General features: G+C 54.2%; 11 protein-coding genes and 1 pseudogene. 7 read left to right on the forward strand and 5 right to left on the reverse strand.

The annotated features are described in order from the left end of the window. Window positions 1-271: pseudogene (locus EAH77_RS25370) on the forward strand (IS4 family transposase); the annotation flags it as partial. 106 nt (window positions 272-377) lie between these two features. Here the strand turns inward: EAH77_RS25370 and EAH77_RS08010 are convergent. Beyond that, window positions 378-1,808: a 6-phospho-beta-glucosidase gene (locus EAH77_RS08010; RefSeq protein ID WP_140471494.1), complete on the reverse strand. Its 1,431-nt coding sequence runs from the start codon at window positions 1,806-1,808 to the stop codon at window positions 378-380. A gap of 25 nt (window positions 1,809-1,833) precedes the next feature. Next, entirely contained in the window at window positions 1,834-3,309 is a 1,476-nt protein-coding gene (ascF, locus tag EAH77_RS08015; protein WP_140471496.1) for a PTS cellobiose/arbutin/salicin transporter subunit IIBC, read from the reverse strand. 296 nt (window positions 3,310-3,605) lie between these two features. Here ascF and EAH77_RS08020 point away from each other — a divergent pair, with 296 nt between their 5' ends. Continuing rightward, on the forward strand, window positions 3,606-4,631 hold the full coding sequence (locus EAH77_RS08020; RefSeq protein ID WP_140471498.1) for a LacI family DNA-binding transcriptional regulator: 1,026 nt from the start codon (window positions 3,606-3,608) through the stop codon (window positions 4,629-4,631). Between the two features lie 91 nt (window positions 4,632-4,722). Here the strand turns inward: EAH77_RS08020 and gdhA are convergent, their stop codons facing one another. Then, the gene (gene gdhA / locus EAH77_RS08025) at window positions 4,723-6,066 is read right to left on the reverse strand and encodes an NADP-specific glutamate dehydrogenase (RefSeq protein ID WP_140471500.1); all 1,344 of its coding nucleotides are present in this window, start codon (window positions 6,064-6,066) and stop codon (window positions 4,723-4,725) included. Window positions 6,067-6,484: 418 nt separating this feature from the next. Here gdhA and EAH77_RS08030 point away from each other — a divergent pair, with 418 nt between their 5' ends. From EAH77_RS08030 to EAH77_RS08050, 5 genes are all read left to right on the forward strand, one after another. Beyond that, window positions 6,485-8,593: a sensor domain-containing protein gene (locus tag EAH77_RS08030; protein WP_140471502.1), complete on the forward strand. Its 2,109-nt coding sequence runs from the start codon at window positions 6,485-6,487 to the stop codon at window positions 8,591-8,593. Between the two features lie 228 nt (window positions 8,594-8,821). Then, window positions 8,822-9,583 carry a siderophore-iron reductase FhuF gene (gene fhuF, locus EAH77_RS08035; protein ID WP_140471504.1) on the forward strand — a complete coding sequence of 254 codons (762 nt, stop codon included), beginning with the start codon at window positions 8,822-8,824 and terminating at the stop codon, window positions 9,581-9,583. 258 nt (window positions 9,584-9,841) lie between these two features. Further along, the gene (locus tag EAH77_RS08040) at window positions 9,842-10,150 is read left to right on the forward strand and encodes a hypothetical protein (RefSeq protein ID WP_140471506.1); all 309 of its coding nucleotides are present in this window, start codon (window positions 9,842-9,844) and stop codon (window positions 10,148-10,150) included. 249 nt (window positions 10,151-10,399) lie between these two features. After that, window positions 10,400-11,746 carry an MFS transporter gene (locus tag EAH77_RS08045; protein ID WP_140471508.1) on the forward strand — a complete coding sequence of 449 codons (1,347 nt, stop codon included), beginning with the start codon at window positions 10,400-10,402 and terminating at the stop codon, window positions 11,744-11,746. Window position 11,747: 1 nt separating this feature from the next. Continuing rightward, a complete protein-coding gene (locus tag EAH77_RS08050) occupies window positions 11,748-12,620 on the forward strand; it encodes a MurR/RpiR family transcriptional regulator (protein WP_140471510.1) in 873 nt (290 codons plus the stop codon). A gap of 5 nt (window positions 12,621-12,625) precedes the next feature. Here the strand turns inward: EAH77_RS08050 and EAH77_RS08055 are convergent, their stop codons facing one another. Further along, window positions 12,626-13,714, reverse strand: coding sequence for an iron-containing alcohol dehydrogenase family protein (locus EAH77_RS08055; protein WP_140471512.1), 1,089 nt, complete (start codon window positions 13,712-13,714; stop codon window positions 12,626-12,628). Between the two features lie 803 nt (window positions 13,715-14,517). Further along, complete coding sequence (gene astE, locus EAH77_RS08060) at window positions 14,518-15,504, reverse strand: succinylglutamate desuccinylase (protein ID WP_140471514.1); 987 nt, start codon at window positions 15,502-15,504, stop codon at window positions 14,518-14,520. Window positions 15,505-15,517 lie beyond the last annotated feature (13 nt).

The raw sequence follows: 15,517 nt of genomic DNA on the forward strand, positions 1-15,517 counted from the left end.
CAGCGGGAGTACAGGAATAGCCCGGCTGAATGTCCTGTGCCTCCTGTCAATGATAGCGTCAGTCATGACATGGTTCATTGGATATCTTATTGAACTGACAGGGAAACATCATTCATACCAGGCAAATACAATAAAGACTCGCAGGGTCCTTTCATTCCAGACATTAGCAAGAAACGTGCTGCGCCATGAATCCGATTTAATCACAGCAGCCAACATATTGAACGCCTTCAATATCTGGCAAAAAAACTACGACTCAGTGTCTCATTGGTGAGAAGAGTAATTTGTGGGGATCCCTCATTATTGGGGGGGAACGTGAGGGAGGTTATGCAGGCGCAGCGAAGAGGTAAACATCCCGGCTCAATGCCGGGATGGTTTTTTTATTCCAAATCGGCTCCGTTACTGGCAATCACTTTCTGGTACCAGTAAAAGGATTTCTTTCTCTTTCTTTCCAGCGTGCCATTGCCGCTGTCGTCGCGGTCAACGTAGATAAAACCGTAGCGTTTGCTCATCTCGCCAGTCGAGGCGGAGACCAGATCGATGCAGCCCCATGAGGTGTAACCGATCACCGGAATGCCGTCGGTAATGGCTTCGCCCATCGCTAAAATATGTTCGCGCAAATAGCTGATGCGGTAATCATCAACGATGTCGCCCTGCGCGTTGATCTCATCTTTCGCGCCGAGGCCATTTTCCACCAGGAATAACGGTTTCTGGTAACGGTCATACATCATATTCATGGTGATGCGCAGGCCCAGCGGGTCGATACCCCAGCCCCATTCGCTGGCCTCGATATGCGGGTTTTTCAGCGATTTGACAATGTTGGCAGCGCTGCTGTTGTTGTCGTTCATGTCCGCCGAAGCGCAACGGGAAGCGTAGTAACTGAATGAGACAAAATCGACGGTGTTTTTGAGGATCTCATCGTCGCCAGAGGCTTTTTCGATGGTGATCCCCTTCTCGGCAAACACCCGTCGGGTGTAAGACGGATAGGCACCGCGGGCCTGCACATCAATAAAGAACAGGTTCTCACGGTCTTTTTGCAGGGCGGCCCAGACATCTTCCGGTTTACAGGTTCGCGGATAGAAATTGCCGCCCGCTAACATACAGCCGACCTGATTTTCCGGGTTCACGTCGTGGGCAATTTTGGTGGCCAACGCGCTGGCCACCAGTTCGTGATGCGCCGCCTGGTATTTGACCTGTTCCTGATCCTCCCCGTCCTCAAACACTAAACCGGCACCGGAAAACGGGCTGTGCAGCAGGATGTTGATCTCATTAAAGGTCAGCCAGTACTTCACCAGACCATCAAAAGCGTCGAAACAGGTTCGGGCATAGCGGGCGAAAAACTCGACCATTTTGCGGTTGCGCCATGAACCGTATTCAACCACCAGGTGCATTGGCACGTCGAAGTGGCACAGTGTCACCAGGGGTTCAATGCCGTACTTTTTGCATTCGGCAAACACGTCGCGGTAAAACGCAATGCCTTCTGCATTGGGTGTCAGCTCATCGCCGTTCGGGTAGAGACGGCTCCAGGCAATCGACGTTCTGAACACGGTAAAACCCATTTCCGCCATCAGAGCAATGTCCTCTTTATAGCGATGGTAAAAATCAATCGCCTGATGGCTTGGGTAGAACTCATCGTCTTTCAGCGTGAAACGCTTCTCCTGACCGGTTTTTACCGCCAGACGGTGCGCACCGCGCGGGATCATATCGACCGTGGTCAGGCCTTTTCCGCCTGTAAAACTGGCACCTTCGGCCTGGTTGGCGGCAATCGCCCCGCCCCATAAGAAACCGTCAGGAAATGATGATGCTGCCATAAGAAAATCCTCTTCAATATGTTCTTTACTGTGTTTTTACAGCGCTTTGCGAAACAGCAAAGGGTGTGGAAGCCGTGGCGTCAGTCGCCTTGTGCTCTTTGGCCTGCGGTGTCTCGACCGGAATGTCTTCGAAACCAAGCAGCAGCGTCGTGAAAAAGGAAATCACAATCGCCAGGATCATCACGCCGAACACCCAGACGATGCTCATCGGATTAGACGGGTCAAAGAATTGGACGCTGGTGAACAGCCCCGGAGAGGCCATCGAGTGGCTGGCAAGGCCGCCTAAACCGGCCACCCCACCGCAGATAAATCCGCTGATTAAGCAGGCAATCAGCGGGCGTTTGAGCCGCAGCGCGACGCCGTATAAAGCCGGTTCTGAAATCCCGGCGATAATGGCCGAAGCGGCGGCCGCCAACGCAGTCTGGCGCAGTTCAGGGTTTTTGGTGCGCCACGCAACGGCCAGCGAGGAACCGCCGAGCGACAGATTCGCACCAATCTCAGACGGCATCACCATGCCCTCTTTGCCGGTTTCGGCGATGGTCTGAATGATGGTCGGCGTAAACACGCGGTGCATACCGGTCATCACCAGCAGCGGCCACGCCGCCCCCATGATGGCCACGGACAGCCATCCGAGATAGCGGTGAACGGTATAAACCACGGCAGAAATCCCGGTGCCGATCCAGATCCCCAGCGGACCAATCAACATGATGGCGATGGGAGCGGCGATCAGCATGATCAGCATGGGTTTGAGGAAGTTTTTGGTGACCACGGGTGTAATACGGTCAACCCATTTTTCGATGTACGACAGCAACCAGGTCATGCACAGCGCCGGGATCACGGTGTAGGTATATTTCACCGCCGTCACCGAAATGCCGATGAATTCAACTTTCTGCCCCTGTGCGGCTTTTGCCATCAGGTCGATAAACGCCGGATGGACAAGGATCCCGGCAATCGCAATCGCCAGCGACATGTTGGTTTTAAACTTCACCGCCGCCGATGCCGCAACCATCACCGGCAGGAAGAAGAACGCGCCGTCGCCGATGGTGTTAAGAATCACCAGTGTCGATGCCCCCTTGCCGAACACGCCCGTCATGTCGAGGATCATCGCCAGCAGTTTGACCATCGAGCCACCAATGATCGCCGGGATCAACGGCGACATGGTACCAATCAGCGCGTCGAGAATGCCGGCACCGATGCGTTTTAAGGTGATTTTCTGTTTGGCTGGGCCTGCGCTTGCGCCAGCCGCCCCTTCCGGCAGCAGTTTCAGCACCTCGGCATACGCATGAGAGACGTTATTGCCGATGATCACCTGACACTGTTGTTCATTGCGCACCACGCCCATCACGCCGGTGATGGCTTTCAGCCGTGCGGCATCAACGAGGGATTCGTCGTTGAGAACAAAGCGTAAACGCGTCATGCAGTGCGTCACTGACGCGACGTTACTGACGCCGCCAATGGCGTCAACAATCAACCGTGATACTTCCGCAAAATTCTTAGACATAAGTGACGACTCTCTGGTGATGAAACGCGTTTATTTTATTAAATTCATAAACTTATGAATAACAGGTAAGATGCAGGTCCCCGATTTTCCTGACATTCGAATCAATAGGTAACCGGTTCCACATAAGAATGTTCAGATGAGAGGAAGACTTCAAGAGATGATGCTGTAGAATTTTTGTTATGTGATCACGATCGCCATCACCGCCAACCCTGGGTCAAATTATTGGCGGCCTGAATGCCGAACCCGATGCGCAGTGTGTAGAATGGCCACTATGTTCAAGGATGCAGGAAGACCCGATGTCTACAATGAAAGAAGTGGCGACCAAAGCAGGCGTCTCTAAAGCCACTGTTTCACGCGTGTTGTCAGGTAAAGGGTACGTGAGCGAAGCGACCAAAGCCGGGGTTTATAAAGCCATCGAAGAGTCCGGCTACCGGCCCAATCTTCTGGCGCGTAATCTCGCCACCAGCAAATCAGAATGCATTGGTCTGGTGGTAACGAATACGTTGTACAACGGTAATTATTTTAATGAATTGCTGTCTCAGGCGGCAAAAAAACTGGAAGCCAAAGGCCGTCAGCTTATTCTGGTTGATGGTAAACACAGCGCCGCCGAAGAACAGGCAGCCATCCAGTTCCTGCTCGATTTGCGGTGCGATGCCATTATTATTTATCCCCGTTTTTTAACGGTGGATGCCATGGACCTTATTATCGACCAGTATAAGCAACCTATTATGGTGGTGAACAGAAAGCTGCGGAAACATCAAAGCCACTGTATTTGCTGCGACCACAAAGGGTCGAGTTTTAACGCAACGAAATATCTGCTTGAACAGGGCCATCGGGATATTGCGTTTATTACCGGGTCAATGGACTCACCGACCGCCATTGAACGTCTTTCAGGGTATAAAGAGGCGTTAACGCGATTTAACATCCCGGTGCGCGAAGCACTGATTGCACAGGGTAAATGGACACCAACCAGTGGGGCTGCCGCTATCACAGCCTTGTGTGCCGCGAAAACGCCGTTTAGCGCCGTGCTGGCAAGCAATGACGAGATGGCGATCGGCGCCATGAAATCGTTAAGCGAGGCAGGGATCTCTGTGCCCGAAGCGGTTTCCGTTATTGGCTTTGATAATATTCCTACTGCCCCCTTTCTTAAACCGGGCTTATCCAGTGTGAAAGATCCCGTCAGCGATATGATCAACGAGGTGATTAACCGCTTAATCTCCATGCTGGATGGTGGATATTTATCCCATGAGAATCTGTTCTTATCAGAACTTATTATCAGAGATTCGGTAAGCCCCGGACCTTATTTTAAACCGACAGAATAGTGTTCAATAAAAATCCGCGAATTAACGCGGATTTTTGCAAACCCAATCCCCTACATCATTCGCGTCGCCCAGAGGCGCCGACTCGGGGGTTCTATAAAATACCTTGCGCCAGCATGGCATCAGCCACTTTAACAAACCCGGCGATGTTCGCACCGTGAACATAATGAGTCTGCTTGCCTTCGCCACCGTGCTGCACGCAGGACTCATGAATATCCAGCATAATGTGGTGCAGGCGAACGTCGACTTTTTCTGCCTTCCAGCTAAGACGTGCGGCATTCTGCGCCATCTCAAGCCCTGACGTAGCCACGCCACCGGCGTTGGCCGCTTTACCCGGTGCGAACAGCACACCGGCATCAAGGAAGGCATCGGTAGCCTGAATGGTCGTCGGCATGTTGGCACCTTCGGCAACCGCTTTCACGCCATTGCCGATAAGCACACGGGCTGCATTGATATCCAGCTCATTTTGCGTCGCGCACGGCAGCGCGATATCCACCGGCACGCCCCACGGCTGCTCGCCTGCCAGATAAATCAGGCCGCGTTCGCTGGCATAGTCGGCAATGCTGCCGTAACGCTGGTTTTTGATCTCCGCCAGATGCGCCAGTTTTTCAGGCGTGAAACCGGCTTCGTCCACCACCGTACCGCCAGAATCTGACGCAGTTACCACCCGGGCGCCAAGTTCCATGGCTTTCTCGATGGTGTATTGCGCGACGTTGCCCGCACCAGAAACAGACACCCGGCGGCCTTCAAAACCCAGACCATGGCGTTGCAACATAGCGTCGGTGAAATAGACCAGGCCATAACCGGTTGCTTCCGGACGGATCAGGCTGCCGCCAAACGACAGCCCTTTGCCGGTAAACACACAGGCGGTGTTGTTCGACAGTTTTTTCATCATGCCGGACATAAAGGCCACTTCGCGCCCCCCGACGCCGATATCCCCCGCAGGTACGTCCGTATCCGGGCCAAGATGACGATACAGCTCGGTCATCAATGCCTGACAGAAACGCATCACTTCATACTGGCTTTTGCCTTTCGGATTGAAATCAGACCCGCCTTTCCCGCCCCCCATGGGCAATGTGGTCAGGGCATTTTTTAAGGTTTGTTCAAAACCGAGGAATTTCAGGATCGACAAATTAACCGACGGGTGGAAACGCATCCCTCCCTTATAAGGACCAATGGCGGAGTTAAACTGGACGCGCCACGCACGGTTAACCTGCACCTGATTGCGATCGTCAGTCCAGGCGACGCGGAACTGAATCACCCGCTCCGGCTCGACGAAACGCTCCAGCAGACTTTGTTCACGGTATTGAGGGTGTTGTTCCAGAAAGGGCCAGAGCGAGGTAAAGACTTCGCGCACTGCCTGTAGATATTCTGGCTGGTGGGCATCACGTTGGTGTAACGATTCTAAAAATGACGCCAGAGAGGTAGAACTCTTCATGATTAATTCCTTTTATTAAGTAAATCTTCCCCACTTTTCTATGCATTTGATATGCACTTTATTGATCAAACAGCGAGGAGAGGATGTTGTGCATCCCGAATATATCACTGCCCCCTATTCGTGCCGCAAGCACCATGAAAAAATTTTTACCCGCTCGCTAAAGTTTTAGGAAATTTTGCCGATACCCACTTTCTGACACACCGACAATGCAAAGGAAATTTTGCTTAAGTTCGATTTTTTTTCTGTAACAGCCTAAATATGAACACATTACTGCCAATACCAGACGTGCTAAGAATTTTCTTATGCTAACGTCAGGTCACACAACACAGCAAAAATACGTCGGGACAGACGTAAATCACAGTCGGACTCTTGTTTGGGAGGATCCTGAACAGTGGCGGTCCGCTATCAGGCAAATAAAATGAACGAAGATTCTGATCTAATGTATCGGCTGCTGGTTCAAAGCGTGGAAGATTACGCCATTTATATGCTCACACCAGAAGGGATAATCGCCAATTGGAATGCCGGAGCGCAACGCGCGAAAGGCTACCTGAGTGACGAAATCGTGGGCAAACATTTTTCTTGTTTCTATACACCAGACGATCAAAAAAAGGGGTGGCCTGCGCATGGTTTGGAAACCGCCCGCAACGTCGGGCGTTACGAATCCGAGGGTTGGCGCCAGCGTAAGGACGGCACACAGTTCTGGGCGCACGTGATCATCGAAGCGATACGCGAAGCGGGCGTGTTGATAGGTTTTGCCAAAGTGACCCGCGATGTCACCGAACGCCGCCAATACGAGCAGCAACTGTTGGCAGCCAAAGATCTGGCAGAAGCGAACAATGAGCGCATGACCGCCCTGTCGCAATTTCTCGACACCGTGATCGCCAATATTCCTTCCTCGGTGATTGTCGAAAATGCCGTCTCGCGTGAGATTCTGCTGGTTAACCGGCAGGCAGAGTTATTGCTGGGAATGCCTCGCGAGCGGATGCTCGGTAAACGCCCGCAGGACTGTCTGAATCAGGGGATCAGTGATTATCTGAACAAGCAGTCCGACGAATGTCTGCGCGCTGAGGGCCTGCATAAAAGTGAGCAGCAGCTGATTACGCCGATTGGCGAACGTATTTTGCAAACGACGGCGTCGATGATCAGCGGCAGCGACTCACAAACCAGTTACGTGTTGATGATTGCTGATGACGTGACCGACCAGCATGCCGCTCATGCCCGCATCCATCACATGGCGCATCATGACAACCTGACCAGCCTGCCAAACCGCGTGCTGTTCAGCCAGCGTCTGCATGAAGCGTTAAAGCTGTCGAAACTCTCCAACCGGTTGACGGCCACGCTATGCCTGGATCTGGATAACTTCAAGAGTGTGAATGATGCCCTCGGTCATCAAATTGGTGACGAACTGCTACGCGGCATTGCCAAACGTTTGCGTTTTGTATTGCGTGAGGAAGATACGCTGGCGCGCGTCGGTGGCGATGAATTTGCCATTGTTCTGCCAAATCTGCCGTATCTTGAAAAGGCGCACCAGATTGCCCAGCGATTAATTGAAGCCGTCAAACCGCCGATTAACATTGAAGGTCATTCGCTGACCGTCGGGCTGAGCGTGGGTATTTCGATGGCCACAGGCAGTGAAGATACGCCGGAGCATCTTATGCGCTGCGCGGATATGGCACTGTATGAAGCCAAACGTAATGGCCGCAACCGCTATGAAGTGTTCCGGGTGGAAATGGACGAGGCAGCCCGCAAACGCCGCGATATCGAACTGGATTTACGCGACGCCATCACGGGCAAACAACTGCGTCTCTATTATCAGCCGATCACCGACAGTGCTCATAATGAAATCATTGGTTATGAAGCACTTATGCGTTGGAATCACCCGGTTAATGGGCTGATCATGCCGCTGGACTTCATTCACATTGCAGAAGAAACCGGGCTGATTCACAGCATCGGCGCGTTTGCGCTGCACGAAGCCTGCCATGAAGCGGCCAGTTGGGTTGGAGAACAGACCATTGCGGTTAATCTCTCCCCGGTACAGTTCAAAAACAGCGCACTGCTTTCCGTTATTGAATCCGCCCTGACGGAATCTGGGCTGGCACCGCACCGGCTGGAGGTCGAGATCACGGAATCGGTGTTGCTCGACAACAACCACAGCAACGTGACGACGCTGGAAAAACTCAAAGCACTGGGCGTGCGCATCGCTTTGGATGATTTTGGCACCGGTTACTCGTCGCTGAGTTACCTGCGATCTTTTCCGTTCGACAAAATCAAAATCGACAAATCCTTTATCAGCGACATGCACGACAGCCGCGAAGCACTGGCGATTATCCGGGCGATCACCGGCATGAGCCGCAGCCTCGATATTCAGACCACTGCCGAAGGTGTAGAGACGGATGAGCAGTTCCGTCGTCTGAAAGAAGAAGGCTGTACATTGTTCCAGGGCTATTATTTTGGTCGCCCGCAACCGTCTGAATCACGGTTGACGGGGTTTGCACCCGTAGACTTATCACTTCAGTGTGCACAGTAGACCACGAAAAAGGTCGGTTTAATGGGGTGATAAACGCTTGATTCACCCCGCTTTTCGGCTTATTAACTTTTCATTGGGTTACGCAGGGCGTGGCATGCTGCGCTCTGTCGCAAATGCAGGCGGGAAAAGCGCCTTAATGCCAATACAAATAGAAATCATTTCTATTTCATTTTATTTTTGGTTACCCTGTTTTCATTAGCGTGATTTATAGAATCTTTTCATAAAACGATGATGCAGACGATCCTCAACCGTTTCCGCGATACCCCGATAAGCTGGGTCGCTGACAGTTTTAAACCGCTGACACCCTTGGTGACTCACGCGCTGCCAATGTCCCTGCTGACCACCGCCGAGGGCTGCAACAGCGTGCTTGAACGCTATCTGTCGATGTATGCGGAAGATGCATGTCATACGGAAAAACGCCGTGCGCGTATTTCGATGTGGTCACAGTGGTACTTCGCCAACCTGCTGCCGGGCTGGGTGATCGTCTCCCTCAGTCAGGGCTGGCAGCTGCCCATCGCCGCACAGGACGTCTATCTCTCGTTGCAAGAAGAGGGGCTACCGAACCAGATTTACCTCAGCGGCCCCGGCGAAGCGCTGCACTCAACGCAGCCGATGGCGCGTTTTGATTCGATGATCGAACAGCATCTTCGCCCGGTATGTCAGGCTCTGGCGGATCTCTCCGGGCTGAAACCGGGGATTTACTGGAGTAACGCAGGCGTGCGCGTCGCCTGGGGAATTAAGCAGGCAGAACGGGTCAATGCCAATATCTCCGACGGTATGGCACTGCTCGACGCCCGCGAACTGCATTACGGCGGCAAAAACCCGCTGCATCAACCCCTGCGCCCGGAAGATCCGCAGGATGAAAACAGCCCGCAATTCCGCCGTCAGTGCTGCCTGCGCTATGATCTGGCCGACCATGTGATGTGCCCTTCCTGCCCGTTATTGCTAGCAGAACGCAAATCGGGCAAAAAAAGAAAAAGCCCGGCCTGAAATAAGCGCTGAAATCTCCGACACTTAACCAAAAAAAATGAAGAAAGCACTAAGCTTAGGTGAAAAAAAGATTGGATCTTAGCCAAAGGAAATTATAAGAATTAGGTTATAAGCCCCTAAAACATTCGAGCTGCATCAAGGCGGCAACGCCATGAATCCCCTGGAGCTTACATAAGTAAGTAACCGGGGTGAATGAAGGCAGCCAACGCAGAGGCAGCTTGAAGGATGACGGGGATAGACCAACGAGGTATTCACCCTATGACTATCAAATCGCTGGCCTCAGATGTGCTCGCCACACTGTCGCAACCTGTTAACCGCGTATGGAACACGTTAACCGGCCAGCAGCAGCCGCTTAGAGCAAGGATTGTTCACCGTTACGCCATTCCCTCTTCACGCACTTTCAGCGTGGCAGAAGGCTTTTTCGGCTTCATCCCAATCGACTCCTTCGAAAATGAGCGCTACATCCTGGAAGTTGCCTGCGACAACCAACAGTATCAGGTGGAAGTCCCGCGTAACTATTATCAGAGCAGTCAAATCGGCGATGGTATCGATATTCATACCCTCTGAATTAGCGCCTTCCCCACTTCCTTGAAAAACAGGCTGCCCCCGAAAAGGAGCAGCCTGTTTTTTTGCCTGTCCCTGCCCCTTTCCCCCGCAAAACGTTGCCTGCTCCACATCTTTCGCTTTTATTTTGTTCAAAACATGAAAATCATTGACATTAAATCAGCATAAATTTAGAAAATTGTTTACAACTTTTTTTCATCGCGCCTTTCACACTATAAAAAAAACGATCTTCACTTCTATTTGAGGTAACGAATGACCAGCTCAGGGAATACAGCAACACTCAACCAAAACACCTTACCGCCAATTATCAGCGCCGGGCAGTCACGCCGCGCACTGGTGGCCGGTTCGGTCGGTAACTTTATCGAATGGTATGAATTCGGCGTTTACGGCTATCTGGCCACGCTTATCGCCGGTAACTTCTTTACCCTCGAAGGCCAGAGCGGCATGACAGGGCTTATCCTCACTTACGCCTCTTTCGCACTGGCCTTCTTCTGCCGCCCGATTGGCGCCATTATCTTTGGCCGCATTGGCGACCGCATTGGCCGTAAACCGACGCTGATTGCCGTAGTGCTGCTGATGACCCTCGCCACCGCGCTGATCGGTCTGTTACCGACCTACGCACAAATTGGCGTGGCGGCTCCGCTGTTATTGACGCTATTGCGCATGTTCCAGGGGCTGTTCGCAGGTGGGGAATTTGGTGGTGCAGTCTCGCTGATGACCGAATTTGCCCCGAAGGGTAAACGCGGCCTGTACGGCGCATGGCAGTCCTTCACCGTCGCCCTTGGCCTGCTGACCGGCGTCGGTCTGGTGGCGCTGCTGGTTCAAACCCTGCCCGATGCGCAGATGAAAGAGTGGGGCTGGCGTATTCCCTTCCTGCTGGCGCTGCCGATGGGCTTTGTTGCTCTCTGGCTGCGGCTGAAACTCGATGAAACCCCAAGCTTCCAGGCTAACCAGCGAGTACCGGCCAAAAGCAAGAAAACCGCCGCCGAGAAAGCCTCTGCTGTCGCCACGCTCAAAGCCATCGCGCTGGGCATTGGCCGCATGATGGGCTGGTCCGCAGGCGGCTATACCTTCCTGGTGGTGATGCCTTCGTACCTGCAAACCTCCCTGCACGCCACTTTCCTGCAAGCGCTGGTGGCGACCGTGCTGGCGAATATCGGCTTTGCGCTGGCTATCCTGCCAGCGGGGATCCTCAGCGATAAAATTGGCCGTAAGAAAGTGATGATCATGGCGGTACTGGCGGTGATACTCCTCACCTTCCCGCTGCTGCACCTGTTGCAGGACACCCAAAGCAGCCTGGTAGCCAAAGGCATCGCGGTGCTGATTGCCGGTGCGGCTATCGGCATGATTGCCGGCCCCGGCCCGGCGATGCTGGCGGAGATGTTCCCCACCCGCGTGCGTTATACCGGCCTTGGCCTCTCCTACTCGCTGTCGAATGCCGTTTTCTCCGGCTGCGCGGGGCTTATCATCACCGGCCTGATTAAAGAGACCGGCAATCTGGATATCCCGGCCTATTACGTGGTCGGCACCTGTATCGTCAGCCTGTTTGCCCTGATGACGCTGCGTAAAGATGATCACCTGCGTGAGCTGGAAAAATAATATGAATACTTTTTCTGGCGCACTGGGGCTGGAAGCCCGGCTGCGCGCACTACAAGGCAGCTTTTCACAGGCAGAGCAGCGGGTGGTGAGCCTTATCGCCGAAGATCCGCAGCGCATTGCGCATATCAGTGTCACTGAACTAGCGAAACAGGCAGCGACCAGCACCGCCACGGTGGTACGTGCCAGCCGCCGTCTGGGGTTTGAGGGCTACCCGGCGCTGCGTCTGGCGCTGGCTGCCGAACTCTCCCGTGACGAGACGCAGCCGCCCTCGCCGCTGGTGGCCGACATTACCGATCAGGACAGCCCGCAGCAGATTTTGCGCAAACTGCTGGCGTTTGAAGTGGAAGGTGCGATGGCAACGGCGGAGTTGATTGACAGCGACGGGCTGGAACAGGCGATCAATGCCCTCAGCCATGCGCGGCGCATTGATGTGTATGGTGTCGGGGCTTCTGCGCTGGTAGCACAGGATTTCTGCCAGAAGCTCAGGCGCATTGGTATCGCCTGCCAGACTTACGGCAGCGGGGATGAAAGTCTGGTCAGCGCCTGTCTGCTGACCTCGATGGACGTGGCGCTGGCCATTTCGCACTCCGGCGAGACCAGCGAGGCGGTCGACGCCCTGCAACAAGCCAAAAACGCCGGGGCTTTTACGCTGGCGATCACCGCCGGTGCCCGCTCCACACTTGGCCGCAAAGCCGACTGTGTGTTACTGACCAGCGGCCGGGAACTGGGTTTTCGCGCCGCCGCGATGGCCAGCCGCACCAGCCAATTGCTGATCATCGACTGTCTGTTTATTGGCGTGACCCAGCGCCTGCCCGCTGCCCGCGAAGCCTTGCAGCGTACGCATGACGTGGTGGCCGCCAAACGGCGCAAGTAAACGCCTCAGATAAGGGTCTGGCTTAAACTATTGACTCGTTCAATCGCCGCCTGCATGGCGGCGAAATCCACTTCAAACGGCATATTGGCCATATCCGGCGCACTCAGGCTGCGGTCAATAATATCGGCCAGATCCTGCTCGGTAATGCCTTCGGCCAGATGGTCCAGCTGTGTTGGGATCGCACTGGCCCGCGCCAACGCCAGCGCACTGTGCAGCTCTTCGTCACTGCGATTTTCCAGCGCCAGCAAGCATAAGTTGCCATAACCCACCAGCAGCCCGTGTGGGAAGTGGCGGGTTTTGCTGCACGCGGTGAACCCCTCATACAGGGCGTGCGCCGCCCCGGTATGCGCGCCGTTGCTCATGATCGACGTCAGCCCGGCATAAAGGAAAATGGCGTCGAGCACCTGCTCCAGCGCCGCATTGGCTTTACCTTGTTCCACCGCCAGACAGGCGTCGGCGGCAAAGTGCTCTATCAGCGTAAAGCACAGCTCGCTGTTGGTGCGCGCCACGCCCGACAAGCCTGACAGCGCGTTCATGTCGCTGATGGCGCGGTACTCATACCATTTCGCCAGCGTATCGCCGATCCCTGCCGAGAGCCAGTTCAGCGGCGCCTGTGCCAAAATATCAGCATCGATCACCGCTGCCGCCGGGCCATAGGTGAGCGGAAACATATCGCGGAACTGCCCGTCCTGATGATAGCGAAACGACAGCGACGTCACCGCCGAACAGGTCCCGGCGATACTCGGCAGTGTCACCACCGGCAGATTACAGGCCACCCCCGCCGCCTTGGCGGTATCCAGCGCCTTACCACCGCCAGTGGCGACAATCACCTCAACGCCCTGAACGCGGAAAACCTCAGCCAGCCGGGCAATCTCCTCCTGACAGCACTCGCCGTTGAAGACTTCATGCCCCAGATAACTGACCATCTGCTGTTCCATCTGGTCAGCCACCCGCGCTTCCACGCTTTCAATCCCACGTATCCCACCCACCAGTAACGCCCGCTGCCCCAGACGCCCGCACACGGCCCCCAGATGCTTTACCGCCCCGCGGCCACGCAACACGCTGGCGGGAAAAACTAACCGATGAGTGAACATATTTGTCCTTATGATGACAAAGGGATCATTAAAGAGAAGCGTAGTCGTTGGTGGGCGATTTTGCCGCTATCAACCTCTTGGGCAGCAGCCCAAACCTGCTTTTGAATCTTTAAATCTTTAAATCTTTAAATCTTTAAATCTTTAAATTCAAATTCAACTTCAAAGTCGTGGGCGTCGGCCCACACCGTGTTGGCTTCGGGTTGCGATCCGAATTCGCTTTTTAAAATTCAAGGTCAAGGTCGTGGGCGTCGGCCCACACCGACCAGAGGGCCGCAGTCGCTCGGCCCTCTGGACTCCGAGCTTTTTAAAAACCGCAGCTGCGCTGGTCACAATGGCCGTGTTTCAGGTGCCGCTGTTATAGCCGCAAAATGTCGCCGCTTAGGCGGTACCTTCACTTCGGGTTACAACCCGCGAAAAAAGACTCGCGGTTTTTCACCTCTCGTTCAGCGCCATTTTTGAATGCGGCCTATACTTTTTTAAATTCAAAACCAGACAAGTTTATTGTCTTTTATTCTGTTTTTTATCTTTTGACCTACATAGCCGCTAAGGCGCAGTCAAAAATGGCACCGGATGAGAGGTTCGAGACCTGAGGCTCGAATCCCGAAATACGGGGACGGCGTAGCCGTGACATTTTGCGCCGTGAACGGAAGTGGCTGAAACACGTGCCCTGCCAGCGGCGAAGCTGTCGGTGTCTCAGAGAAAAAACGCAGGAGTTCCAAGAGGAGGCGCGTTTACGCCTCCTTTTGGGCGGGTTTGGGCAGCAGGCCCAAGGTTTTGAATTTAAAAAGATTTTCCCCGCTTTATCAAAAGCGCTCCAACTCTAACATCAGGCCAGCCCTCAGCCCCAGCGCCACCGACGCATTCGGGAACAACACATATTCTTCCGGCGCTTCAACCCGAAAAACCTTACCGGTTTCCTCCGCTATCACAAACCCCTTGGGGAAAGGGGAGAAATTCAGGGCATCACCCGGAATATGTAATTGAAAATCCTCCTGCGAACGGAGGATATCCTGCGTGACGCGGTAACGTTTTAGCGGTGCGTCGGCCTGCCGTTCTGGCAGAGGCTTTTCGCTGACTAAGGCTTCCAGCGCCAACCGGATGCCCGTGAACTGCTGGTGATCGTTGCTGCCAAACGGCAAGGCTTTACCGAGCTCCAGCGTACAACTGTCGGCGCAGAACACTTCGCTGCTGAAATGAGTAAAGGTGCCGCCGGGCGAACGGTGAAAGACCAACGCGTCAAGCCCGGCGGCGTCCAGCCAGTGGAGCATCTCTGCGCCGTGGGGCCGGGTCTGCAACGGTAACAGGCCGAAACGCACATGCAGTGAGCCACGGATGGCGGTGTGCAGATCATAATGAAAACGCCGGATGGCTCCGGCAGCAGATGAGGTACGGTAAAACAGCGCCATCGCCTGTTCGAGCTGGTGCGCACGGCGGGTTTCACCGCCCGGAACATAGCGTGCATGGCGGCCGCCGAACATGCGGTTCATGTCAGCATCGACAAAGCGTTTATTCGCCTGCATCGATGGCGGATTGCCCAGCAATACCAACAGCCGCACCTTCAGCGCACGTTCACCGCGCAGCAGTTCAGACACCAGCTGATTAAGCAGCTCGATAGGCGCCGTTTCATTGCCATGGATGCCAGCCGAAATCACCACCGCACTGTTGCAGGGTTGATGTGGCGAAAGCTCCAGAATCCCCTCGGCCCGCCATATCCAGTCAAGCGTTGCCGTCTGACCGGTCGTCGCCGCAGGCGGTTCACCGCTCAGGGTTTGGGTCAGGAAATCAAACATAGATACTCCGTGA

Source organism: Ewingella americana (assembly GCF_006438725.1).
GTDB lineage: Bacteria > Pseudomonadota > Gammaproteobacteria > Enterobacterales > Enterobacteriaceae > Ewingella > Ewingella americana_A.